Source organism: Streptomyces tuirus, assembly GCF_014701095.1.
Classification (GTDB): domain Bacteria; phylum Actinomycetota; class Actinomycetes; order Streptomycetales; family Streptomycetaceae; genus Streptomyces; species Streptomyces tuirus.
This window is the reverse complement of the sequence record NZ_AP023439.1, coordinates 3,737,022-3,762,018: the sequence shown is the minus strand read 5'-3', so window position 1 is coordinate 3,762,018 and position 24,997 is coordinate 3,737,022. Positions and strand designations below refer to the sequence as shown.

The following is a 24,997-nucleotide window of genomic DNA, read 5'->3' as shown; positions in this document are numbered from 1 at the left end:
GCGCCTACCCGCCGACTCAGCGTCCCAGGCGTCCGCGGACCATGCCGACCAGCGAGTTGAGTTCCTCGATGCGCATGCGGCGGGCGGCGACGAAGAAGATCCCGAGCAGTACGGCGCCGCCGGCCAGGACCGCGGCGAGCGAGCCGGCCGGGCCCTGGCCGAGCGCGTGGCCGATGCCGTAGCAGGCCGCGCCGCTGAGCAGGGCGGCCGGGACCGAGGCGATGCACAGCCGGGCGTAAGTCCGCAGGACGCGGGCGCCGTCGAGGTCTCCGCCGAGCCGCTTGCGCAGCCGGCGCCAGGCGACGCCGACGCCGATCGCGTAGGCCAGGCCGTACGAGGCGGCCATGCCGACCACGGCCCAGCGGGACGGGATGACGAAGTAGCAGATCGCCGAGGCGCCCGCGTTGACCGCGGCCACGATGACGGTGTTGTAGAAGGGAGTTCGGGTGTCCTCGTAGGCGTAGAAGGCACGCAGGACCACGTACTGCACGGAGTACGGGATCAGGCCGAGACCGAACGCCATGAGCATGAAGCCCATGTTGGTGGCCTCGCTGGTGCCCGAGGAGCCGAACATCAGCGTGCACATCGGGATGCCGAGGGAGAGGAACCCGAACGCGATCGGCACGATCGCCACCGCCGTGGTGCGCAGGCCCTGGGAGATGTCGTCGCGGACGGCGCCTCCGTCGCCCTCGGCGGCCGACCGCGACAGGCGCGGCAGCAGGGCGGCCATGAGGGAGACCGTGATGATGGCCTGCGGCAGGCCCCAGATCAGCTGGGCGTTGGCGTAGGCGGCGAAGCCGGTGCCGTCCACCGGCGAGGCCTTGCCCGCGGCGGTGGACAGCTGGATGACGATCATGGCGCCGGCCTGGTTGGCGAGGACGAACAGCACCGTCCACTTGGCCAGCGTGACGGCCTTGCCGAGCCCCTGGCCCTTCCAGTCGAAGCGCAGCCGCAGCCGGAAGCCGGTCTCGCGCAGGTAGGGGATCATCGCGAGCGCCTGGACCACGAGACCGAGCAGCACGCCGATGCCGAGCAGGCGCTGGCCCTCCGGCGGGATGTTCGCGGCCTTCATCCCGGAGTCGGCCGCGGTGCCGTAGACGTAGATGAACATGCCCAGCGTCACGATGATGACGATGTTGTTCAGGACCGGGGTCCACATCATCGCGCCGAACTTGCCGCGGGCGTTGAGGATCTGGCCCATCACCACGTGGATGCCCATGAAGAAGATGGTGGGCAGGAAGTACTGGGCGAAGGTGACGGCGACCTCGTTCGCAGCCGGGTCGCTGGCCACCGGGTCCGACAGCATGCGGATCAGGAGCGGTGCGCCGAGGACGGAGAGCGCGGTGAGTCCGCCCAGCGTCACGACGACCAGGGTGAGCAGGCGGTTGGCGTACGCCTCGCCGCCGTCGTCGTCCTCCTTCATGGCGCGCACCAGCTGCGGCACGAAGACGGAGTTGAGACCACCGCCGACGGTGAGGATGTAGATCATCGTCGGCAGCTGGTAGGCGACCTGGAAGGTGTCACCGAGGAGGCCGACGCCCAGCGCCGACACGATCAGCGCGGAGCGGATGAAGCCGGTGAGGCGGGAGACCATCGTGCCTGCCGCCATCACGGCGCTGGACTTCATCAGGCCCGCGGCGCGGCCGGTCTTCTTCGGGGCGGATGCGGCGGCGGGCTCGGGGGCCGGCGTCTCGTCCAGGACGGGCGGTGCCGCGGTCCGGCCGGGCTCCGCGTACTGACCCTGCGGTGCGTACGGGCCCTGTGCCATCTGCCCCGGGGCCGGGGACGGGCCGGGGACCGCCGGTGACTCGTACGACGGGTGACCGCTGCCCTGCTGCTGGTCCCGGAAGAGGTGAGCGAACGCGTCCGGCTCCTGGCGGGGCTCGCCGGCCTGGGAGACGAGGTCGTCCACGCCGACGAACTGGGTGGTGCGGGCGTCGTCGCCGTACGGCAGATGCCGCGTCGGGCCCTCCGGCTCCGGCGCGGGTGTCTGCGCCCACACCTGCGGGTCGGGCGCGTACGGCGACTGCGGCGGCCGGCCGTACAGCTGCTGCTGCGGCTGGTAGGTGCCGGGGGCGGGCGGCGGGTGCGCGGAACGGTCGTAGAGCGCCTCGCCGACCGGGTCCTGTGCGGAGAGGTCCTGTGCCCGGTAGGGGTCCTGGCCGTAGGCGTCCTGGGGGTGGATGTCCGCGGGCGGCTGCGGCGGCACCTGGCCGTGCTCGGGCGGTGAACCCTCGGGTCCACCCGCGTCGGGGTAGCCCGAGTTGCCCGCGGCACGGCCGCGGTCACCGTCGTACGGCGCGTTCATGCTTACCCCACCTCATCGTCCCGGGCCCACCGGCCACGATTTCTCAACGGTCCACTCTCTCACCCGTGCCGGACGGGTCGGCGCTTTCCGCTGCGGTGTCCGGGGCCGGGTCACTCGGCTGCTCGGAGGCGTCTGCCTCCGAGCCGGCCCCGGTCTCCTCCTTGAGACGCGCGCCGGAAGGCTCCGGGTTCTGCGGCGCGTCTTCCCGGTCGTGCGGGCCGTCGGTCTCGTCGTCCGTCTCGTCGTCCGTCTCGACGGTGTCGTCCTCGGCGGCCTCACGGGCGGCGGCGCGCTTGCGGTGGGTGTACATCCGGAAGCCCGCGAGGACCAGGAGCAGCACGCCACCGCCGATGACCAGCATGACCGTGGGCGTGACCTCGGTGACCTTCACGTCGAAGGTGACCGGGGCGCCGTACTTCTGGCCGTCCTCCGTGTACAGCTGGGCGACGACTTCCGCCCGGCCGTTGGCGTTGGCCGACGTGGGGAACTTCACCGACTGGGCGTGGCCGCCGTTGACGGTGACGCGCTGCTCCTCGTAGGCGTCTCCGCCGATCTTGAGGCGCGTGGGGTTCTTCGACGTGAGCCGCAGCCGCAGGTGGTCGACACCTTGGACCAGGTTGTTCTGCACGGTCACGGGGATCGTGGCACTGCGGCCGGAGAGCTTGGTCTCCGACTTCTGGATCAGCTTGACCCCGTCGATGAGCCCGTTGAGATACGACTCGATGCCATCGCGGTATCCCACCGCCGCGATGCCCCGGCCGCGCCACGACGTGGACATCTCGCGGTTCATGGCCCGCCCGAACGGGGTCACCACCCGGGACTGGCGGGTGAGGATCACCTTGAACTTGTCGAGCTTGCCCTGGGTCCGGGCGATCTGCTCGAAGGCGGCCCGCGGCAGCTCCTGCTTGCGCAGCGAGGAGGGGTAGGCGGAGGCCGGCGGCACCTTGGTGTTGGCCGCCGGGTCGGGCTTGGCCTTGGCGGCGGCGGTGAGGTCCTGCGACTCGGACCAGTTCCCGTCCTGGAGGGTTCCCAGAGCTTCTGCCATGGCCTGTGCCTGGCTCACGGACGGCATGCGCTGCGGGGCGACGACGACGCTGCGCTGCTTGCCGGTCTGCAGGCCGAGCGTGAGGCTCTGGGCCAGGAAGCGCTGCACGGCGAGCGTGGAGGCGGAGGCCTTGGTCAGGTCGCCCTGGAAGGCCGTCGACATCCGGGAGTCCGCGACGACGGCAGTGGTGCCGCCGCCGATGGGCCGGGCCGCGGAGGGCGTGTACGACAGGTTGTCCTGGAGGCTGTCGCTGCGGGTGATCACCTTGTCGGCGCCCGCGGATGTGGCGACCTTCACGATCGACGGGTCGACGGCGCCGTCCACGGGCCAGACGAAGTCCGTGGACGGTTTCACGTGGAGGATCGTGTCCACCGTCTCGTCGGCGACGTCGGTGGCCTCCTTGAGGTGGCCCAGGGAGCCGGTGACGTTCGTGCCGTTGTGGGCGAGGGAGGCCAGGTCCGGGTCGCCGAAGGGCAGGGCGGCCACCTCGTTGCCCGTGACCGCCCGCTGGAGCTCGGCCAGCCAGTGCTTGGCGATCTCCTGGTTCTTGCCGGGGGTGGTGCTGCCGTCCGCGGCGCGGACCTGGTAGCTCCGCGTCATCGCGTCGACGGACGCCAGCAGGTCCGGGTCGACCACCCAGGTCACGTCCAGGCCCTTGCCCAGAGACACCATCTGGTCGAGGCGGCCGCCCGGGGAGATCTCCTCGGCGAGCTCGTCGTCGCGGAAGACCGGCGTCTGCTGCTCGTTCGACCCCGTCTCGGCCGCCATGTGGGCGCTGGAGATGAGCGGCCACAGGAAGGTGGTCTTTGTCTTGGTGTCGGCTTCCTCCGGCTGCCATGGCAGGAATGTGCGCTGGATGCCGAGTACCTGGTCCCAGGGCTGTGCCGAGGTCTCTCCGGAGAGCGAGACGGCCAGCTGGTAGACGCCGTCACGGCCGAGGTCGAGCTTGTCGGCCGGTACGGAGATGCTGAAGGGCTCTGCGACGCCGGGGGTGAGCGCGGAGTACTTCTCGGTGTACTTGCCGCCGACCTTCTCGCCGGAGGGTCCCTGGACGTCGTTGCTCTTCTTGGCGAGGGTGTCGATCGACGAGCGGGTCTCGAGCGGAGGCCCGACCTGGAGGTCCACGTGGGCGCCGGTGACCGTCTGCTTGCCGTTGTTCGTCACCGTGCCCGACACGGTGATCGTGTCCCCGTCGGAGGGGGCGCTGGGTGTGAGCGAGTCGACAGCGACCGATACCGAGCCTGTGCCGGCGGCAGCCTGCAGGGACTCCTGCCCGGCCGCGTCCGCCGGCGTCGCGGCGGGCAGCTGGAGGAGTCCGGCCAGCAGCGGCGCGCCGGTGAGCAGTGCCCCGGTGCGCCGCAGCCAGCGGCGGGCAGGTGAGGCACTGGTCCCCTGGAAGTCTGCCGCCTCGGCCACGCGCTCGTCCGTCCCTCGTCGTCGTCAGTGGTCGTCGGAATGTGCGTCCACGCATGGTAACGATGCGCGCGGAGGGGAAGTGCCGCGGTCCCGCTCCACAAGATCACGGGCCGGCTCCGTTGCTGCCTGCTATATGACTCTATGTGCGGGAGCGGCTCTTTACGGCTGGGGAGCTGCGCTTGTGCGCCCATGACGGACGTGTCCCCTGCATCTGCGTGAGGAGTGGCGGGCGGAATAGGAGGAGCTCTCGGTGGCCCGGGCCACGTACCCTCTTCTGTTGTGCCGAACGCCAACGAAGAAACGTCCAGTGCCCTCAGCCAGGTGCAGCACCGCGCGGTGAGTGAACTGTTGCGGGTCGCTCCTGTCGCCGACGACCTCGCCCGCCGCTTCCAGGAGGCCGGGTTCTCACTTGCCCTCGTCGGCGGCTCGGTGCGGGACGCGCTGTTGGGCCGGCTCGGCAACGATTTGGACTTCACGACGGACGCCCGTCCCGAGGACGTCCTCAAGATCGTGCGCCCGTGGGCGGAGGCCGTCTGGGAGGTCGGAATCGCCTTCGGCACGGTCGGCGCCCACAAGGACGGCTACCAGATCGAGGTGACCACCTACCGCTCCGAGGCCTACGACCGCACCTCACGGAAGCCCGAGGTGTCGTACGGGGACTCCATCGAGGAGGATCTCGTCCGCCGTGACTTCACGGTGAACGCGATGGCGGTGGCCCTGCCGGAGAAGGAGTTCGTCGACCCGCACGGGGGGCTCGAGGACCTCGCGGCGCGTGTGCTGCGTACTCCCGGCACCCCTGAGCAGTCGTTCTCGGACGATCCCCTGCGGATGATGAGGGCCGCGCGCTTCGCGGCTCAGCTCGGTTTCGAGGTCGCCCCCGAGGTCGTCGCGGCGATGACGGAGATGGCCGGGCGCATTGAGATCGTCTCGGCGGAGCGGGTGCGGGACGAGCTGAACAAGCTGATCCTCTCCCAGCAGCCGCGCACGGGCCTGACGCTGCTCGTCGAGACGGGCCTCGCCGAACGCGTGGTGCCCGAGCTGCCGGCCCTGCGCCTGGAGCGTGACGAGCACCACCGTCACAAGGACGTCTACGATCACTCGCTGATCGTCCTGGAGCAGGCGATGGCGCTGGAGGAGGACGGTCCCGACCTCACCCTCCGCCTGGCCGCTCTCCTGCACGACATCGGCAAGCCGCGCACGCGCCGGTTCGAGAAGGACGGCCGGGTCTCGTTCCACCATCACGAGGTGGTCGGGGCGAAGATGACCAAGAAGCGGATGACCGCTCTGAAGTACTCCAACGAGCTGGTGAAGGACGTCTCGCGTCTGGTCGAGCTCCACCTGCGCTTCCACGGCTACGGCACCGGCGAGTGGACGGACTCGGCGGTGCGCCGCTACGTCCGTGACGCCGGTCCCCTCCTGGGCCGCCTCCACAAGCTGACCCGCTCGGACTGCACCACGCGCAACAAGCGCAAGGCGGCGGCTCTCTCTCGTGCCTACGACGGGCTGGAGGAGCGGATCGCCAAGCTGCAGGAGCAGGAGGAGCTGGACTCGATCCGTCCGGACCTCGACGGCAACCAGATCATGGAGATCCTCGGTGTGGGTCCCGGCCCCATCATCGGCCGCGCCTACCAGCACATGCTGGAGATGCGGCTGGAGAACGGGCCGATGGAGCACGACGCGGCGGTGGCCGCACTCAAGGAGTGGTGGGCCCGGCAGGAGAGCTGAGCTGTGAAACGGGGTCATGTTTCACGTGAAACATGACCCCAATGCAGCCAGGCGGCCTGCGGAGAAGGATCGAGGGGCGGTGTTTCACGTGAAACACCGCCCCTCGTCACGTCTGCCTACTTCTTGTAGTCCTTCAGGCAGAGCAGGAAGTCCTTGCCGTCACCGCTCTCGGTGTACGTGTACTGGAAGTCCTTGGCCTCGGCCTCGCACTTGCTGGAGGCCAGCGTCTGCGTGAGGTACGAGCCCTCGATCTTGGCCAGCACCTTGTACTGGGCCTTCGCATCGCTGCACTCGACGACCTCGAGGTCCGGGTTGTCGTCGTTGGCGCTGCCGCGGTGCATGCAGTTGCCGACGGCCGCCGTGTTGGCGTCGTCCCGGCTGGCCAGGTAGCCGCCGATGGCCACGCCGGCCACGGCGATGACGACGACGATGTTCTTGATCGTCTTGAAGCTGAGCTTGCGGCCGGAGGGCTGCGGGGGAACCGGCGCGTACGGAGCAGCGCCCTGGGGCGGGAAGCCGGGCTGCCCGGGCTGCTGCGGGTAGCCGCCCTGGGGCGGGACCGGAGCCTGGGGTGCAGCAGCGGGCTGGCCCTGTGCGAATGGATTGCCCTGGGGCGGCGGAGTGGTCACTTGGGGGTCCCCCTAGAACATGGTGAGTGACGCGAACATGTCGCGAGATAAGACCCACGTAAGGTAGCGGTCCGCACTGACAACGCAGTAGCCAGAAGTGGCTCTGTGTCATTGATGTGACACTTACTGGCGGCCAAAACGGCCCATAGCCATAGCTACTGCCGCGTAGATAACGGCGATCGTGATCACCAGCGGGACGGATTGGCCGTCCGGCGGCAGCATCACGGCGGCCACGGCGGCCGCGCCGACGAAGGAGACGTTGAAGAGGACGTCGTAAACGGAGAAGACCCGGCCACGGAAGCCGTCCTCGACGCAGGACTGGACGATGGTGTCCGTGGCGATCTTCGCGCCCTGGGTGGTGAGCCCCAGGACGAAGGCCGCGGCCAGCAGCGGGGTGGTGGCGAACGGCAGTCCGAGCGCGGGCTCCAGCAGCGCCGCGGCTCCCGCGCACACGACGATCCAGCGGCTCGGCCCGAGCCGCCCCGCGGCCCAGGGGGTCACCACGGCAGCCGCGAAGAATCCGGCGCCGGAGAAGCCCAACGCCAGCCCCAGCAGGGCGAGTCCGTCGCCCGGGGTCGAGGTCAGCGCGTACCGGCACAGCATCAGCAGCATGACCAGCAGGGCGCCGTAGCAGAATCGCATCAGCGACATCGCCGTGAGCGCCCAGGCGGCCTCCCGGCGCTGTGGCGCGGCCAGATGGCGGACACCCGCCGCCAGGTCGCGGGCGGTGCCCGTGAGAGCCGTCCCGATCTGCTCGCGTGCCAAGGGCCGGTCAGGGCCGAGGAGTTCCCGAGCCATGCTCAGCGACGCGAGCGCGGCGCACAGATACAGCCCGGCTCCGACAAGGACCACCGCGGCGTCCGAGTCCGCCACGGCCAGGCGCACGACGAAGGCGAGCCCGCCACCCGCGGTCGCGGCCAGTGTCCCGGCCGTCGGGGAGAGGGAGTTGGCGATGACCAGGCGGTCGGCGTCGACCACACGCGGCAGGGCGGCGGAAAGTCCCGACAGGACGAAGCGGTTGACGGCCGTGACGCACAGGGCCGAGACGTAGAAGAGCCAGTCCGGAGCCGGGCTGAGGATCAGCAGGGCCGTCGCCAGCGCCAGCAGGGCACGCAGCAGGCTGCCGTACAGCAGGACCTGACGGCGCCTCCAGCGGTCCAGCAGAACGCCGGCGAAGGGGCCGACGAGGGAGTACGGGAGCAGCAGTACGGCCATCGCTGAGGCGACGCCGGCCGCCGAGGTCTCCTTCTCCGGCGAGAAGACCACGTACGCGGCGAGCGCGACCTGGTAGACGCCGTCGGCACCCTGGGACAGCAGACGTACGGCGAGCAGGCGCCGGAAGCCCTGGAAGCGCAACAGGACGCGCAGGTCACGGACGACGGCCATGGGGCCCAGCCTCACATACGGGGAGGGTCCCCGGGTCGTACGACCCGGGGACCCTCACAGCCCTGGCAGGAGCGACTGGTTGCGGCGCCTCAGCGCTCGACCTCACCCTTGATGAACTTCTCGACGTTCTCGCGGGCCTCGTCGTCGAAGTACTGCACGGGCGGGGACTTCATGAAGTAGCTCGACGCGGAGAGGATCGGACCGCCGATGCCGCGGTCCTTGGCGATCTTCGCGGCGCGCAGGGCGTCGATGATGACGCCGGCGGAGTTCGGGGAGTCCCAGACCTCGAGCTTGTACTCCAGGTTCAGCGGGACGTCACCGAAGGCACGGCCTTCGAGGCGGACGTAGGCCCACTTGCGGTCGTCCAGCCAGGCGACGTAGTCGGACGGGCCGATGTGAACGTTGCCCTCGCCCAGCTCGCGGTCGCGGATCTGGGAGGTGACGGCCTGGGTCTTGGAGATCTTCTTCGACTCGAGACGGTCGCGCTCGAGCATGTTCTTGAAGTCCATGTTGCCGCCGACGTTCAGCTGCATCGTGCGGTCCAGGACGACGCCCCGGTCCTCGAACAGCTTCGCCATCACACGGTGCGTGATGGTGGCGCCGACCTGGGACTTGATGTCGTCACCGACGATCGGGACGCCCGCCTCGGTGAACTTGTCCGCCCACTCCTTGGTGCCGGCGATGAAGACCGGAAGGGCGTTGACGAAGGCGACCTTGGCGTCGATGGCGCACTGGGCGTAGAACTTCGCCGCGTCCTCGGAGCCGACGGGCAGGTAGCAGACCAGGACGTCGACCTGCTTGTCCTTGAGGACCTGGACGACGTCGACCGGCTCCTCGGCAGCCTCCTCGATGGTCTCGCGGTAGTACTTGCCGAGGCCGTCGAGGGTGTGGCCGCGCTGCACCGTGACACCCGTGCTGGGGACGTCGCAGATCTTGATGGTGTTGTTCTCGGAGGCGCCGATGGCGTCCGCCAGGTCGAGACCGACCTTCTTGGCGTCCACGTCGAAGGCGGCGACGAACTCGATGTCGCTGACGTGGTAGTCGCCGAACTGGACGTGCATCAGGCCCGGCACCCTGGACGCCGCGTCGGCGTCCTTGTAGTACTCGACTCCCTGCACCAGCGATGCGGCGCAGTTGCCTACACCGACGATGGCTACGCGAACCGAACCCATTCCGGTTGCTCCCTGTGTGTACGAGTGAGGCCCTGAGTGGGCTCTCACGTGGCGGTGTCGTCGGGCGTATCCGGACGGGGGTCGTCCCCCGGCCGGGGCAGGCCGCCCGACGCTCCAGATGTGGTGTCACGCGAGGCGGGCTCCCCGGTGGCCGGACCCTTGAGGTCCCGCCCCGCCCGCTCGCTCTCGATGAGCTCGTTCAGCCAGCGCACCTCGCGCTCCACGGACTCCATCCCGTGGCGCTGGAGCTCGAGCGTGTAGTCGTCGAGTCGCTCCCGGGTCCTGGCCAGGGCCGCGCTCATCTTCTCCAGCCGCTCCTCCAGCCGGCTGCGGCGGCCTTCCAGCACGCGCATGCGGACATCGCGTGAGGTCTGTCCGAAGAAGGCGAAACGGGCTGCGAAGGTTTCGTCCTCGTACGCGTCGGGCCCGGTCTGCGAGAGCAGCTGCTCGAAGTGCTCCTTACCCTCCGCCGTCAGCCGGTAGACGATCTTGGCGCGGCGCCCCGTGAGGGGGGCGGCCAGGGCTTCCTCGGGGGTAGTCCCGGGTTCCTCGATCAACCAGCCGTTTGCGACCAGCGTCTTGAGGCAGGGGTACAGCGTCCCGTAGCTGAACGCACGGAAGACGCCCAGCGAGGTGTTGAGCCGTTTACGGAGCTCATAGCCGTGCATCGGAGATTCGCGGAGCAGGCCGAGTACGGCGAACTCGAGGATCCCGGAACGCCGGCTCATCGTCGCCTCCTCTCGCCGCGGTGCGCATGTATCAGTCCGATGTGTCGGGCCGATGTGTCGAGCTGATGTATCGACTCGATACATCACGACGATAGAACGGCCTTCCGGATGCGACAAGAGGGGGGTGGGTGAACGGGATCACATCACCGATTCATCGGACACGAGTTGCCTGATTTGAGGTGAACTTCGGGGCTCGGCAGGTTTTGGCGGTGCGTAGTCTGTGCGCCATGCACATCACCGGGAACCGTGTGACGCCTGTGAGCGTCGTCGTCTTCGGTGTAGTACGGGTGCATGCGGGACCGATGAATGCGGAGCCGACCGCATCCGTACTTCGGGGGGACCGGAAACTAGCCGCCGTTTCCAGGCGCGCAGGGGTGCGCCTGCCCGAGGAGTAGTCGTTCGATGAGCGAGCACCGTCGCAAACCGCCGCAGCCGCAGGGAGGCGGACGTGCCGCGGCCCGACGCGGCCAGTCCGGCTCGTCCCCCGGCCGCCGTGCGGCACCGCGAGGCGCCACCGGGTCTCCGTCCGACTCCTATGGGTCGGACGCTGTCGACTCAGGGGGTGAGGAGCGTCAGTACGGCGGCCGTGCCGAGGCCCGCCGTGCTGCGCAGAGAAGTACGGGTGGCAGCCGCCGCAGAGCGGCCGAACCGACCCGAGGTGGCCGGCGCGCCGCCCCGGCCGGGCCGAACGGGCCCGGCCGGGGCAGAGGCCGCGCCGCCGCCGTCCCAGACAAGAACCGGCTGATCGACTATCCGCGGGCGGGCAAGTACGGCTGGCAGCGCTGGATGCCGTCCTGGAAGCTCGTCTCCGGCCTGTGTATCGGCTTCGTCGGCAGCCTGATGGCCGTGGCGGGCATCGGCTACGCCATGGTGGGCGTCCCCAATGAGGAGAACGCCGCGGCCCTGTCGCAGAACAACGTCTACTACTGGGCCGACGGCAGCCAGATGGTCGCGGCGGGCAGTGGTCAGAACCGGCAGAACGTCACGATCGACCGGATCCCCAAGGCCATGCAGTGGGCGGTGATCTCGGCCGAGAACAAGAGCTTCTACGAGGACAAGGGCGTCGACCCCATGGGTATCGCCCGGGCCCTGGCGAACATGGCCCGCGGTGGCAACACGCAGGGTGGTTCGACGATCACGCAGCAGTTCGTCAAGAACACCTACCTGAGCCAGGAACAGTCGCTCAGCCGGAAGTTCAAGGAGATGTTCATCTCCATCAAGGTGGGCACCAAGCTCACCAAGGGCGAGATTCTCCAGGGATACCTCAACACGTCGTACTACGGCCGAGGCGCCTACGGCATTCAGGCCGCCGCCCAGGCCTACTACGGCAAGGAAGCCAGACAGCTCACGCCGAGCGAGTGTGCCTTCCTCGCCGCTCTCCTGAAGGGTCCGACGTACTACGACCCCGCGGGTAATGACGGCATCGACAAGACGGCGACCAAGAAGGCCAACACCGAGCGCTCCAAGGAGCGTTGGGGCTGGATCCTCGAGCAGATGCACAACGACAAGAGGATCACGGACGCGGAGTACCAGGAAGCGATCAAGAAGTACCCCATGCCCCAGGGCCGCAAGGCGTCCAAGGGCATGACCGGCCAGGTCGGCTACCTGGTGGACACGGCCAAGAAGTACGTCCTGAACCACTCCAACATCTCCGAGAAGCAGTTCGATCTGGGCGGCTACCAGATCAAGACGACCTTCCAGAAGGCCAACGTCGAGGCGCTGGCGAAGGCGGTCAAGAAGGTCGAGAAGGAGAAGCTCGACCCGAAGAACCGTGAGCTGGACAAGCACGTCCAGTTCGGCGCCGCGTCGGTGAAGCCCAAGGACGGCGCGATCGTCGCGCTCTACGGCGGTGCCGGGTACGAGAACGGCCACTTCAACAACAACGCGGACACCTCGGGTGTCCCCGTCGGTTCGACGTGGAAGCCGTTCGTGCTCGCCGCCGCGATGGAGCACGGCACGTATCGGAGCGACGGAGCCGGGGTCTCGCCGCTGAGCAAGTACAACGGCAACGACCATCTCAAGGTCAGGAACAACGACGGCAGCTATGTCCTGAAAAAGGACAACACCCCGTTCTTCCAGGAGAACGAGAGCGACCGCCCGTGGGGCTACATCTCCCTGCACAAGGCCATGGAGCAGTCGGTCAACACGCCGTTCGTGCAGCTCGGCATGGACGTGGGGATGAGGAACGTACGGGATGTGGCCGAGAAGTCCGGCATCCTGGACGCCAGCTTCGCCACGCTCAACCCGTCGTTCGCGCTCGGTACGTCGACGCCCAGTGCGATCCGTATGGCCGACGCCTACGCGACCTTCGCCGCATCGGGTAAGCAGGCCGCCCCGTACTCGGTGACCAGCGTCAAGTTCAACGGCCAGGAGATCGACGGCTTCGACAAGCCGAGGATCACGCAGGCGATGCCGGAGAACGTGGCCAACAACGTCACCGACACTCTGGAGAACGTCATCCAGAACGGTACGGGTAAGAATGCGCTGGCCCTGGGCCGTACGGCGGCCGGCAAGACCGGTACGACGGACGAGAACAAGTCCGCCTGGTTCGTCGGCTACACCCAGCAGCTGTCGACCTCGGTCGCGATGTTCCGCGAGGACCCCAAGAGCGCCAAGCTGCTCTCCATGAACGGCACGGCGGGTGAGGAGTCCATCCACGGTGGTGACACTCCCACCCAGGTGTGGACCGAGTACATGAAGGCCGCGCTCAAGGGCAAGCCCGACCTCGGCTTCCCCGAGGCCGAGAAGATCGGCGCTATTCAGGACGCGGTGGGTGCTCCGTCGCCGAAGCCGACACCCAGCGTGGAGCCCAGCGAGACCGTGACCGAGTCGCCGAGTCCGACGCCCACCGAGAGCCCGACTCCGACGCCCACGCCGAGCAACACCTGTGGGTTCTTCGGATGCGAGAACGACGGCGGGACGGAGAACGGTGGTAACACCGGCAACGGAGGCACAGACGGAGGGGCTACCACCGAGCCCACGCCAACCGATACCGACCTGAGTGGCGGCAACAGCAGAGGCAACGGCAACGGCGGCATCTTCGGAGGCCCCGAGGGATAGTCGCAGCCAGATCGCCCGGCTTGGGTGTTTCACGTGAAACGCGAGGGTGTTTCACGTGAAACAAGGGCCGCCGTCCCACGTGGGTACGGCGGCCCTCGGCGTATTGCCAGACTCGTACGGCAGGATGTGCGGCATGGCCAGTGCAGAATCGACGCAAGCGAGCGTCCATGAGCGGGAGCCGGTGCAGCCGACCAAGGAGGACGAGGTCGCCGCGGCCGGCAGCGAGCTGATCGGCGGTCCGCTCGGGCGGCGTGCCCTGCTCGGGTCGTCCTGGTGGACCCCCGTGCGGGTGATCGCGTTGGTGGCGATCGGCATGTTCGCCCTCGGCCTGGTCCAGAAGGCGCCCTGCTACAACGGCGCCTGGTTCTTCGGCGCCAGCTCCCAGTACACGCACGCGTGTTACTCGGACATCCCCCACCTCTACCAGGGGCGGGGCTTCGCTGATGGGCTCGTGCCCTACTTCGACCGGCTTCCCGGCGACATGCAGTACCTGGAGTACCCGGTGCTCACCGGCGTCTTCATGGAGGTCGCCTCCTGGCTCACGCCCGGCAGCGGCACCATCCAGTACCAGGAGCAGTGGTACTGGATGGTCAACGCCGGAATGCTCATGGTGTGTGCGGCCGTCATCGTCGTCTGCGTGGCCCGCACCCACGCCCGGCGTCCCTGGGACGGCCTGCTGGTCGCCCTGGCGCCTGCCGCGGCGCTGACGGCGACCATCAACTGGGACCTGCTCGCCGTGGCTCTGACGGCGGCGGCGATGCTGATGTGGTCACGGGGCCGCTCCCTCGCGTTCGGCGTGTTGCTGGGGCTGGCCACGGCCGCCAAGCTCTACCCCTTCCTGCTCCTCGGGCCGCTGATGGTGCTGTGCTGGCGCGCGGGCAGGTGGCGCGAGTTCGGGAAGGCCCTGGGGGGCGCGATCGTCGCCTGGGCCGTCGTGAACGGGCCGGTGATGCTCTTCGCCTACGAGGGCTGGTCGAAGTTCTACACGTTCAGCCAGGAGCGGGGCGTCGACTTCGGGTCCTTCTGGCTGATCATGGCCCAGAACTCGGACGATCCGCTCAGCACCGACACCGTCAACACACTGGCCACGCTGCTGATGCTGGTGTGCTGTGCGGCCGTCGCGGCGCTCGCACTGACCGCCCCGCGCCGCCCACGCTTCGCCCAGCTCGCCTTTCTGATCGTCGCGGCGTTCATCCTCACCAACAAGGTCTACTCGCCGCAGTACGTCCTGTGGCTGGTGCCGCTGGCCGCTCTCGCCCGGCCGAAATGGCGGGACTTCCTCATCTGGCAGGCCTGCGAGGTGGCGTACTTCCTGGGGATCTGGCTGTACCTCGCGTACACGACCAGTGGAGACGCTCACAAGGGGCTGCCCACGGACGGCTACCACTGGGCCATCGGACTGCATCTGCTCGGGACGCTGTACCTGTGCGTGATGGTCGTGCGCGACATCTTCATGCCGGATCGGGACCCGGTGCGGCGTTCCGGCGACGACGACCCCTCGGGCGGAGTGCTCGACGGCGCCGAGGACGTCTTCGTTCTCGGCCCGGCGGCTCGTTCACGGCGGCACGTTGCCGATGCCCGGTTCGACGGGCCGCCGGTCGCGTGGGGCAAGCCGGGCCCCACGGGCGGTTCGCTCTGAGCGAACGGCACGAGAGGCCGTAGCCGGGAACGCCGAAGGCCGTACACGGAACACCGTGTACGGCCTTCTTGCTGCGCTGCCAGAAAGGCGCGTCCCGCGACGGTCAGCGGTCCATGATCCGGTCGAACTGCGTGGTGGTGTGCCGCAGATGGGCCACCAGCTCATCGCCGACCTTCGGCTCGGGTGCGTCCGCCGGCACGAACAGGATCGAGACCTGCATGTGCGGCGGCTCCGCGAACCAGCGCTGCTTGCCGCCCCAGACGAACGGAGAAAGGTTCCGGTTCACCGTCGCGAGGCCGGCGCGGGCGACGCCCTTGGCGCGCGGCATGACGCCGTGCAGTGCCTTGGGGGCCTCCAGACCCACTCCGTGCGACGTACCGCCCGCCACGACCACCAGGAAGCCGTCGGAGGCCGCCTTCTGCTGCCGGTAGCCGAAACGGTCGCCCTTGGTGACATGCGTGACGTCCAGGACCGCGCCGCGGTACTCGGTGGCGTCGTGGTCCCCCAGCCAGAGCCGCGTGCCGATACGGGCCCGGAAGCGGGTCTGCGGGAACTGCTGCTGGAGCCGGGCGAGTTCCTCGGCCTTGAGGTGGCTGACGAACATGGTGTGCAGGGGCAGCCGGGCGGCACGCAGCCGGTCCATCCAGCCGATGACCTCCTCGACGGCGTCCGAGCCGTCGGTGCGGTCCAGCGGCAGGTGGATGGCGAAGCCCTCCAGGCGGACGTTCTCGATGGCGGCGTGCAGCTGTGCCAGGTCCTGCTCGCTGATGCCGTGCCGCTTCATCGAGGACATCACCTCGATGACCACCCGGGCACCGACCAAGCCGTACACGCCGTCTATCGACGACACCGAGCGGATGACCCGGTCCGGCAGCGGCACCGGCTCCTCGCCCCGCCGGTAGGGGGTCAGCACCAGCAGGTCCCCGCCGAACCAGTCTTTGATCCGGGCGGCCTCGTAGGTGGTGCCCACGGCGAGGACGTCCGAGCCGAGCCGTGTGGCCTCCTCCGCCAGGCGCTCGTGCCCGAAGCCGTAGCCGTTGCCCTTGCAGACCGGCACGAGGCCCGGAAACTGCTCCTGCACGTGCTTGTGGTGCGCACGCCAGCGCGCGGTGTCGACGTAGAGCGTGAGCGCCATGGCCGGACCTGGAACCTTTCTCGCGGTGCCGTGTAGCGGCGGTTGCCGTGTGTCAGAGGTATAGAAGCACTGAACGGGACATCAGCGGCGCGACATGTAGATGTCGAGCGCCTTGTGCAGCAGCTTGTTCAGCGGGAAGTCCCACTCGCCGAGGTACTCGGCCGCCTGGCCGCCGGTACCCACCTTGAACTGGATCAGACCGAAGAGATGGTCGGTCTCGTCCAGCGAGTCGGAGATGCCGCGCAGGTCGTAGACGGTGGCGCCGAGCGCGTAGGCGTCGCGCAGCATCCGCCACTGCATCGCGTTCGAGGGGCGGACCTCACGGCCGATGTTGTCGGAGGCGCCGTAGGAGTACCAGACGTGCCCGCCGACGATCAGCATCGTCGCGGCCGACAGGTTCACGCCGTTGTGGCGGGCGAAGTACAGCCGCATCCGGTTGGGGTCCTCGGTGTTGAGGGCCGTCCACATGCGCTGGAAGTACGACAGCGGGCGCGGCCGGAAGTGGTCGCGCACGGCCGTGATCTCGTACAGCCGCTGCCACTCCTCGAGATCCTGGTAGCCACCCTGGACGACCTCGACGCCGGCCTTCTCGGCCTTCTTGATGTTGCGACGCCACAGCTGGTTGAAGTTCTTGTGGACCTCTTCCAGGGAGCGGTTCGCCAGCGGCACCTGGTAGACGTAGCGGGGCTGGACGTCGCCGAAACCGGCGCCGCCGTCCTCGCCCTGCTGCCAGCCCATGCGGCGCAGCTTGTCGGCGACCTCGAAGGCACGCGGCTCGATGTGATCGGCCTCGATGTCGCGCAGGCGCTTGACGTCCGGGTTCTGGATGCCCGCCTTGATGGAGGGGGCCTCCCAGCGCCGGATGATCACCGGCGGGCCCATCTTCACGGAGAAGGCGCCCTGCTGCTTCAGATGCGCCAGCATCGGCTCGATCCAGTCCTGCAGATTCGGCGCGAACCAGTTGATGACCGGGCCCTCGGGCAGGTAGGCGAGGTAGCGCTTGATCTTGGGAAGCTGCCGGTAGAGGACCAGACCGGCACCGACCATCTCGCCCGTGCGGTCGTCGAACCAGCCGAGGTTCTCGGAGCGCCACTCCGCCTTGACGTCAGCCCAGGCCGGGACCTGCATGTGGCTCGCCGACGGCAGGCTCTGGATGTAGGCCAGATGCTGCTCGCGACTGATGGTCCTCAGGGTCAGGCTCATTTAGGGGCGCTCCTCGGGCTGGTGTGTCCCCATGGGTACAGGGGCTCCGGCTCTCGCGCGAAGCCTACTGCGCCGTGGAAGCGCGCCGGTTGGGCGTACGGAACCTTCGCCCCGGCCCGAGGCCGGCCGGGGCGTGACCCGGTGTTCGGATGAAGGGGGTGTCCTGGCGTCAGCCGATGAGACCGCCGTGCGCCATGCCCAGGAAGAACCCCACGCCCGATGCGCCCAGGCCGAGGATCAGGCCGAACCGCTCGCGGGTCGTCTCCGAGATCCACTGGCCGTACGCACCCGTGAGGATGCCCACGAGACCGGCCCAGGAGCTGAGCAGATGCAGGTCCTCGTCGATGATCGCCGAGAGGAACGAGGTGAGGCCCAGCACCAGGGTCACCGCGAGCAGCGCGTCCTGGAGGGGATGGGGCTGGCCGTCCGTGGCGAAGAGGCCGCCGGCGGTGTTGGGTCGCAATGCCTGTGCCATAGGGCACCTCCTGCGAAAGTCGGCGCATCGTAGCGCCATACACACCCGATGTGTACAGATTGGCTGCCCTGGCGGCCGGATTTCAACCGCAAGCCGCTGTGCGGGTACTCTGTACCGTCCGCACCGGTGTCTGCCCATGTCATGGCAGGGGCTTCTCGCCAGAAGCCTCGATTGTCAGTGGTGGCCGATACCGTTGCTACGCATCACAACCCTCCTGCCACGGAACGACCGTGGCCGCTGAGTCCAAAGGAGGTGGGTTCCACATGCGTCACTACGAGGTGATGGTCATCCTCGACCCCGAGGTCGAGGAGCGCGCTGTCTCTCCGCTGATCGAGAACTTCCTCTCTGTCGTCCGTGACGGCGGCGGAAAGGTCGAGAAGGTCGACACCTGGGGCCGTCGTCGTCTCGCGTACGAGATCAAGAAGAAGCCCGAGGGCATCTACTCGGTCATCGACCTGCAGGCCGAGCCTGCGGTCGTCAAGGAGCTCGACCGCCAGATGAACCTGAACGAGTCGGTCCTCCGGACCAAGGTCCTCCGCCCCGAGACCCACTGAGCTTCCCAGCTCAGCTGATCCCGGGATTCGAGTAGCAAGCAGCCAGAGCAAACCCGCCGAGAGGTTCCCCCATGGCAGGCGAGACCGTCATCACGGTCGTCGGCAATCTTGTCGATGACCCCGAGCTGCGCTTCACCCCCTCCGGTGCGGCGGTCGCGAAGTTCCGTGTCGCGTCCACCCCCCGCACCTTCGACCGCCAGACGAACGAGTGGAAGGACGGCGAGAGCCTCTTCCTGACCTGCTCGGTCTGGCGTCAGGCGGCGGAGAACGTCGCGGAGTCGCTCCAGCGAGGCATGCGCGTCATCGTGCAGGGCCGGCTGAAGCAGCGGTCCTACGAGGACCGTGAGGGTGTCAAGCGCACGGTCTACGAGCTGGACGTCGAGGAAGTCGGCGCCAGCCTGCGCAACGCCACGGCCAAGGTCACCAAGACCACCGGCCGCGGTGGCCAGGGCGGCCAGGGTGGTTACGGCGGCGGTGGCGGTGGCGGCCAGGGTGGCGGCGGCTGGGGCGGCGGCCCCGGTGGCGGCCAGCAGGGCGGCGGCGCTCCCGCCGACGATCCGTGGGCGACCGGCGCTCCCGCTGGTGGCAACCAGGGCGGTGGCGGCGGCTGGGGTGGAAACTCCGGCGGCGGTGGCGGCGGCTACTCGGACGAGCCCCCCTTCTAGGGGCGGGTTCGCACTCACACTTCTTGATCACACAGGAGAAACACCATGGCTAAGCCGCCTGTGCGCAAGCCGAAGAAGAAGGTCTGCGCATTCTGCAAGGACAAGGTCACGTACGTGGACTACAAGGACACGAACATGCTGCGGAAGTTCATTTCCGACCGCGGCAAGATCCGTGCCCGCCGCGTGACCGGCAACTGCACGCAGCACCAGCGTGACGTCGCCACGGCTGTGAAGAACAGCCGTGAGATGGCGCTGCTGCCCTACACCTCCACCGCGCGATAAGGGAAGGGTGACCGACTCATGAAGATCATCCTCACCCACGAGGTCTCCGGCCTCGGTGCCGCGGGCGACGTCGTCGACGTCAAGGACGGTTACGCTCGTAACTACCTGATCCCGCGGAAGTTCGCTATCCGCTGGACCAAGGGTGGCGAGAAGGACGTCGAGCAGATCCGTCGTGCTCGCAAGATCCACGAGATCCAGACCATCGAGCAGGCCAACGCTGTGAAGGCCCAGCTCGAGGGCGTCAAGGTCCGTCTGGCCGTTCGCTCCGGCGAGGCCGGTCGTCTCTTCGGTTCCGTCACGCCGGCCGACGTCGCTTCCGCGATCAAGGCCTCCGGTGGTCCCGAGGTCGACAAGCGTCGCATCGAGCTCGGCTCGCCGATCAAGACACTGGGCGCTCACGAGACGTCCGTGCGTCTGCACCCCGAGGTTGCCGCCAAGGTCAACATCGAGGTCGTCGCGGCCTGAATGCCGCGTCAGCTGAAGCAGTAAGCGAAGGGGCCGCACCCTGGAGGGTGCGGCCCCTTTCGTGTCCGTTGGGTGGCGGCATGCCGGGGGCGTCCGTGTTTCACGTGAAACACCGCGTTCTGTGGAGCACACCCTGTTTCACGTGAAACAGGCAGCGTTTCACGTGAAACGGTCAGCGAGTCGCGCCTGTGACGATCCAGCGCCCCGAACGCGCACGGACCCACAGCGTCACCATCCGCACGGTCATCATCAGCGCCATCGTCGCCCAGAGGGCGGTGAGCCCACCGCCCAATACGGGGACCAGCAGGGCCACCGGCGTGAACACCGCCAGCGTGAGCAGCATGGCCCAGGCGAGGTACGGGCCGTCGCCGGCACCCATCAGGACTCCGTCCAGAACGAAGACGATGCCGGAGATCGGCTGGGAAAGCGCGACGATGATCAGGGCGGGCAGCGCCACGTCCTTGACCCCCGGGTCACTGGTGAACAGGGGCAGGAACGCTGGTCGGGTGGCGACCACCAGTACGCCCAGGACCACCCCGACGGCGATGCCCCACTCCACCATGCGACGGCACGCGTCTCTGGCGCCTTGGGCGTCACCGGCTCCGAGGTAGCGACCGATGATGGCTTGCCCCGCGATGGCGATGGCGTCGAGGGCGAAGGCCAGCAGGTTCCACAGGGAGAGGATGATCTGGTGGGCCGCGATGTCGGCGTCCCCGAGGCGGGCGGCGACCGCCGTGGCGATCATCAGGATCGCCCGCAGGGAGAGGGTGCGGACCAGCAGAGGCACACCGGCTTGTGCGGACGCCCTGATCCCGGCGGCGTCCGGGCGCAACGAGGCACCGTGCTTGCGCGCTCCTCGCAGAACGACCGCGAGGTAGGCCGCGGCCATGCCGCACTGAGCGATGACGGTGCCCCATGCGGAACCCGCGATCCCCATGCCGGCGCCGTAGACGAGCCCGGCGTTGAGGGCGCCGTTGGCGGCGAAGCCCGCGATGGCCACGTAGAGCGGGGTCCTGGTGTCCTGCAGGCCACGCAGGACGCCGGTCGCCGCGAGGACGACGAGCATGGCCGGTATGCCGAGCGCGGAGATGCGCAGATACGTGATCGCGTATGGGGTTGCCGCGTCCGAGGCGCCGAAGAGGTCCACGAGGTGGGGTGCCGTGGGCAGCGCGACCGCGACAACGGCGGCGCCGAGGAGCAGTGCCAGCCAAATGCCGTCCATGCCTTGCCGGATGGCGGCCTGGAGGTCGCCCGCTCCGACGCGACGGGCCACCGCGGCTGTTGTGGCGTAGGCGAGAAAGACGAAGACGCTCACGGCGGTCATCAGCAGGGCCGAGGCGATGCCGAGGCCGGCGAGTTGGGCCGTGCCCAGATGGCCGACGATGGCGGTGTCGGTCAGGAGGAAGAGGGGCTCGGCGACGAGGGCGCCGAAGGCCGGAAGGGCCAGTGCGACGATCTCGCGGTCGTGCTGTCTCCGGCCGGCTCGGCGGCGCACGGGGGCCTGTGTCATGTGCACCAATCTAATCGTCCACAGGTAAGAGATGCAAAGCTTTTGCGACCCTTACTTTCTGTCCCGGGGTGCGCACTGCTGTGCACTCTTCGAGGCGATCTTGAGCCGGTTGGGGAAGTTTTTCTTCTGCACAGCCGGTGGATGGCGAAGTCGCAGGTCAGGGCGGTTCCTCTCGCGAGGAGCGTTGCTTGTTCACAGGCCTGTCCACCGCGTCGTGCACAGGTTTCGCGGAGTTCTCCACAGCATCTGGGCCGTCGTCCACATGGCCTGTGGATAACCAGATTGGCTGACGGTGCCGAGGGGCCTACGGTAGTCCGGCGCCCGCTCCGTCCGCCGGTTTTCAAAACGCCACAAAACCGGCGCGTGCCAACCGGAGTTGGGCCTCTTATTTGTCAGTGCCGTGCCGTAGAACAGAGAGGCACGGCTAGGTCTGCTTCGGCGGACGGGAGGAGGTGGCTCGGTGAGCATTTCCGAGCCCTTGGACGACCCGTGGGCCGACAGCGGGCCCAGTGATCGTCTGCCCGCCTCCCGTCGGCGGGGCGACGGAGCCCGGGGCCGCGACGAACAGCACGAGCGCGGCAGGGACAACGGGGCGTGGGACGGCGGATCGTCCCCGTCGTTCGAGCGGGTCCCCCCGCAGGACATCGACGCCGAGCAGTCCGTCCTCGGCGGCATGCTCCTGTCCAAGGACGCCATCGCCGACGTCGTCGAGATCCTCAAGGGCCACGACTTCTACAAGCCGGCCCACGAGACGATCTACCAGGCCGTCCTCGACGTCTACGCCAAGGGCGAGCCGGCCGACCCCATCACGATCGCGGCCGAGCTCACCAAGCGCGGCGAGATCAACAAGGTCGGCGGGGCCTCGTACCTGCACACCCTCGTCCAGACGGTGCCCACGGCAGCCAACGCGGCGTACTACGCGGAGATCGTCCACGAGCGGGCGGTCCTGCGCCGCCTGGTCGAGGCCGGTACCCGCATCACGCAGATGGGATACGCGGCCGACGACGACGTCGACGAGATCGTCAACCGTGCCCAGGCGGAGGTCTACGCGGTCACCGAGCAGCGCACCAGCGAGGACTACCTGCCGCTCGGCGACATCATGGAGGGCGCGCTCGACGAGATCGAGGCCATCGGCTCGCGCAGCGGCGAGATGACCGGCGTGCCCACCGGCTTCACCGACTTCGACTCGCTCACCAACGGCCTGCACCCCGGGCAGATGATCGTCATCGCGGCCCGTCCCGCCATGGGTAAGTCGACGCTGGCCCTGGACTTCGCCCGGGCCGCGTCGATCAAGCACAACCTGCCGAGTGTCATCTTCTCCCTGGAGATGGGGCGCAACGAGATCGCGATGCGTCTGCTGTCCGCAGAGGCCCGCGTCGCCCTTCACCACATGCGGTCCGGCACCATGACGGACGACGACTGGACGCGTCTGGCGCGCCGGATGCCCGAGGTCTCGTCCGCACCCCTCTACATCGACGACTCCCCGAACCTGTCGATGATGGAGATCCGTGCGAAGTGCCGTCGACTGAAGCAGCGCAACGACATCAGGCTCGTGATCATCGACTATCTCCAGCTGATGCAGGCCGGGGGATCGAAGCGCTCCGAGAGCCGTCAGCAGGAGGTCTCGGACATGTCCCGGAACCTCAAGCTCCTGGCCAAGGAGCTGGAGGTTCCGGTGATCGCGCTCTCCCAGCTCAACCGTGGTCCCGAGCAGCGCACGGACAAGAAGCCGATGGTGTCCGACCTGCGTGAGTCGGGCTCCATCGAGCAGGACGCCGACATGGTGATCCTTCTGCACCGCGAGGACGCGTACGAGAAGGAGTCGCCCCGCGCGGGCGAGGCGGACATCATCGTGGGCAAGCACCGAAACGGCCCGACGGCGACGATCACCGTCGCCTTCCAGGGCCACTACTCGCGGTTCGTGGACATGGCGCAGACCTGATCCGCCCCGACCTCATCGTCCCTCCCCCCGAATGTGCTCGACGGGAAGGTGCCGGGCCAGGTGGACTGGGCCCATGACGACATCTCAGGGAGAACTGCTTCCCGGCACGCGTCGCGCTCTGCTGCACCGCATCGCCGTCGCACAGGCGGAAGGGCGGGCCCCGTCGCTCGTCGCGGCCGTGGTACGGGACGGGACGACGGTGTGGACGGGCGCACGGACCTCGGTGGACGGGCACGCCCCGGACGAGAACGTGCAGTACCGGATCGGTTCGATCACCAAGACCTTCACGGCTGTTCTCGTGCTGCGGCTGCGCGACGAGGGCCTACTGGATCTCGCGGACCCACTCGAGAAGCATCTGCCGGGCACCGGTGTGGGGGAGGCGACCGTCGCCGAGCTCCTCGCGCACACGGGCGGGCTGGCCGCCGAGACGCCGGGACCCTGGTGGGAGCGGAGTCCCGGATCCCTGCGGCCCGAGCTCGCCGACGTACTGGGCGAGCGGCCTCTGCTGACTCCGCCGGGCCGCCGGTTCCATTACTCGAACCCGGGCTACGCCCTGCTCGGCGCACTCATCGAGAAGCTCCGCGGGGCTCCCTGGGAGGACGTGCTTCGGCGTGAGGTGCTCGAACCCCTGGGGTTGCATCGCACGAGCACCCGAGCGCAGGCGCCCCATGCGGGCGGCTGGGCCGTTCATCCCTGGGCCGATGTGATGCTTCCCGAGCCCACCGAGGATCTGGGGCGCATGGCGCCGGCAGGTCAACTCTGGTCGACCACTGGAGACTTGGCGCGGTTCGCGGTCTTCCTGGTCAACGGCGACGAGCGGGTGCTGAGTGCCGAGTCGCTACGGGAGATGAGGACACCGGCCGCGCCTCACGAGGCGGCGGACGTGGCGAGCGGTTACGCCTACTGCCTGGGCATGGAGATCCGGCGACGGAACGGACGGTCCCTCGTCGGACACACCGGTTCGCTGCCCGGATTCCTCGCGTGCCTCATGATCAGCGTCGAGGACGACGTTGCGGCGATCGCCCTGGCCAACTCCACGTCCGGACCGCTGCTGTTCTCCGTCGCCGCCGATCTGGTCCGTATCGTCGCCGAGGCGGAGCCGCGCATCCCGGCGCCGTGGAAGCCGCTGGATGAGGTCGACCCGTCGCTGCTGGGGCTGACGGGGCAGTGGTACTGGGGGACGCACGCTTTCGCCCTGCGGCTGATGGCCGACGGGCTGGTCTCGCTCGGGCCGCTGACCGGCGCCGGCCGTCGCTCGCGGTTCCTCCCGAACGGTGACGGCACATGGACGGGGCTGGAGGGCTACTACGCCGGCGAGCTCCTGAAGGCCGTACGGCGGCCGGACGGGTCCGTGAGTCACCTGGACCTCGGCTCGTTCGTGTTCACGCGTCAGCCGTACGAGGAGCAGGCTTCTGTGCCGGGTGGCGTCGATCCCGAGGGATGGCGCGGCATCCGCTAGGCGGTGGGATGCGTGGGCGCCCCGTTTCACGTGAAACGGGGCGCCCACGCACACCGGTCACATTGCGACGATCTCCGGTACGTCGTCAGGGACGGCGGCACGTATTTCAAGATCGGCCATGGCCGCACCCTACGGCTCTCATAGCCGCACCCGACGAGAGTCAACCGCCCTTGGAGAGGTGACCACGGTGACCACGCAG

At 68.5% G+C, this 24,997-nt stretch carries 19 protein-coding genes; 9 read left to right on the top strand and 10 right to left on the bottom strand.

Annotation, left to right across the window (positions count from 1 at the left end):
* Positions 1-16: 16 nt before the first annotated feature.
* Both murJ and IGS69_RS17250 read right to left on the bottom strand, forming a co-directional pair.
* The gene (gene murJ, locus IGS69_RS17255; protein WP_190900781.1) at positions 17-2,308 is read right to left on the bottom strand and encodes a murein biosynthesis integral membrane protein MurJ; all 2,292 of its coding nucleotides are present in this window, start codon (positions 2,306-2,308) and stop codon (positions 17-19) included.
* 43 nt (positions 2,309-2,351) lie between these two features.
* On the bottom strand, positions 2,352-4,769 hold the full coding sequence (locus IGS69_RS17250) for a DUF6049 family protein (RefSeq protein WP_190900778.1): 2,418 nt from the start codon (positions 4,767-4,769) through the stop codon (positions 2,352-2,354).
* Between the two features lie 279 nt (positions 4,770-5,048).
* Here IGS69_RS17250 and IGS69_RS17245 point away from each other — a divergent pair, with 279 nt between their 5' ends.
* Entirely contained in the window at positions 5,049-6,494 is a 1,446-nt protein-coding gene (locus IGS69_RS17245; RefSeq protein ID WP_190900776.1) for a CCA tRNA nucleotidyltransferase, read from the top strand.
* A 116-nt stretch (positions 6,495-6,610) separates the two neighbouring features.
* Here the strand turns inward: IGS69_RS17245 and IGS69_RS17240 are convergent, their stop codons facing one another.
* The 4 genes from IGS69_RS17240 to IGS69_RS17225 all read right to left on the bottom strand — a co-directional run bounded on the left by IGS69_RS17240 (position 6,611) and on the right by IGS69_RS17225 (position 10,409).
* The gene (locus tag IGS69_RS17240; RefSeq protein ID WP_190900774.1) at positions 6,611-7,123 is read right to left on the bottom strand and encodes an LppU/SCO3897 family protein; all 513 of its coding nucleotides are present in this window, start codon (positions 7,121-7,123) and stop codon (positions 6,611-6,613) included.
* Positions 7,124-7,246: 123 nt separating this feature from the next.
* Entirely contained in the window at positions 7,247-8,509 is a 1,263-nt protein-coding gene (locus IGS69_RS17235; RefSeq protein WP_190900772.1) for an MFS transporter, read from the bottom strand.
* An 89-nt stretch (positions 8,510-8,598) separates the two neighbouring features.
* Positions 8,599-9,681, bottom strand: coding sequence for an inositol-3-phosphate synthase (locus IGS69_RS17230; RefSeq protein WP_190900770.1), 1,083 nt, complete (start codon positions 9,679-9,681; stop codon positions 8,599-8,601).
* 44 nt (positions 9,682-9,725) lie between these two features.
* Positions 9,726-10,409 carry a PadR family transcriptional regulator gene (locus tag IGS69_RS17225; protein WP_190900768.1) on the bottom strand — a complete coding sequence of 228 codons (684 nt, stop codon included), beginning with the start codon at positions 10,407-10,409 and terminating at the stop codon, positions 9,726-9,728.
* Positions 10,410-11,195: 786 nt separating this feature from the next.
* Here IGS69_RS17225 and IGS69_RS17220 point away from each other — a divergent pair.
* Together IGS69_RS17220 and IGS69_RS17215 are read left to right on the top strand one after the other, a co-directional pair.
* A complete protein-coding gene (locus tag IGS69_RS17220) occupies positions 11,196-13,469 on the top strand; it encodes a transglycosylase domain-containing protein (RefSeq protein WP_190900766.1) in 2,274 nt (757 codons plus the stop codon).
* Positions 13,470-13,593: 124 nt separating this feature from the next.
* On the top strand, positions 13,594-15,108 hold the full coding sequence (locus IGS69_RS17215) for a glycosyltransferase family 87 protein (RefSeq protein WP_190904532.1): 1,515 nt from the start codon (positions 13,594-13,596) through the stop codon (positions 15,106-15,108).
* A gap of 103 nt (positions 15,109-15,211) precedes the next feature.
* Here IGS69_RS17215 and IGS69_RS17210 read toward each other — a convergent pair whose 3' ends face one another.
* The 3 genes from IGS69_RS17210 to IGS69_RS17200 all read right to left on the bottom strand — a co-directional run bounded on the left by IGS69_RS17210 (position 15,212) and on the right by IGS69_RS17200 (position 17,921).
* On the bottom strand, positions 15,212-16,243 hold the full coding sequence (locus tag IGS69_RS17210; protein ID WP_190900764.1) for an alanine racemase: 1,032 nt from the start codon (positions 16,241-16,243) through the stop codon (positions 15,212-15,214).
* An 81-nt stretch (positions 16,244-16,324) separates the two neighbouring features.
* A complete protein-coding gene (gene femX / locus IGS69_RS17205; protein WP_142161973.1) occupies positions 16,325-17,446 on the bottom strand; it encodes a peptidoglycan bridge formation glycyltransferase FemX in 1,122 nt (373 codons plus the stop codon).
* Between the two features lie 169 nt (positions 17,447-17,615).
* Complete coding sequence (locus IGS69_RS17200) at positions 17,616-17,921, bottom strand: hypothetical protein (RefSeq protein ID WP_190900761.1); 306 nt, start codon at positions 17,919-17,921, stop codon at positions 17,616-17,618.
* 263 nt (positions 17,922-18,184) lie between these two features.
* Between IGS69_RS17200 and rpsF the strand changes: the two genes are divergently transcribed.
* The 4 genes from rpsF to rplI all read left to right on the top strand — a co-directional run bounded on the left by rpsF (position 18,185) and on the right by rplI (position 19,887).
* Complete coding sequence (gene rpsF, locus IGS69_RS17195; protein ID WP_030847098.1) at positions 18,185-18,475, top strand: 30S ribosomal protein S6; 291 nt, start codon at positions 18,185-18,187, stop codon at positions 18,473-18,475.
* A 71-nt stretch (positions 18,476-18,546) separates the two neighbouring features.
* Positions 18,547-19,140, top strand: a complete 594-nt coding sequence (locus tag IGS69_RS17190; protein ID WP_190900759.1) for a single-stranded DNA-binding protein — start codon at positions 18,547-18,549, stop codon at positions 19,138-19,140.
* Between the two features lie 45 nt (positions 19,141-19,185).
* A complete protein-coding gene (gene rpsR, locus IGS69_RS17185; RefSeq protein ID WP_003949403.1) occupies positions 19,186-19,422 on the top strand; it encodes a 30S ribosomal protein S18 in 237 nt (78 codons plus the stop codon).
* Positions 19,423-19,440: 18 nt separating this feature from the next.
* Positions 19,441-19,887 (top strand): 50S ribosomal protein L9, encoded by a 447-nt coding sequence (gene rplI, locus IGS69_RS17180; RefSeq protein WP_190900757.1) that lies wholly within the window; start codon positions 19,441-19,443, stop codon positions 19,885-19,887.
* Positions 19,888-20,059: 172 nt separating this feature from the next.
* Here the strand turns inward: rplI and IGS69_RS17175 are convergent, their stop codons facing one another.
* Positions 20,060-21,397, bottom strand: coding sequence for an MATE family efflux transporter (locus tag IGS69_RS17175; protein ID WP_190900755.1), 1,338 nt, complete (start codon positions 21,395-21,397; stop codon positions 20,060-20,062).
* A gap of 460 nt (positions 21,398-21,857) precedes the next feature.
* On the opposite strand from IGS69_RS17175, the gene dnaB reads away from it, so the two are divergent.
* Entirely contained in the window at positions 21,858-23,339 is a 1,482-nt protein-coding gene (gene dnaB / locus IGS69_RS17170; protein WP_190900753.1) for a replicative DNA helicase, read from the top strand.
* A 73-nt stretch (positions 23,340-23,412) separates the two neighbouring features.
* Positions 23,413-24,798 (top strand): serine hydrolase domain-containing protein, encoded by a 1,386-nt coding sequence (locus IGS69_RS17165; protein ID WP_190900751.1) that lies wholly within the window; start codon positions 23,413-23,415, stop codon positions 24,796-24,798.
* The last annotated feature ends 199 nt before the right edge of the window (positions 24,799-24,997 follow it).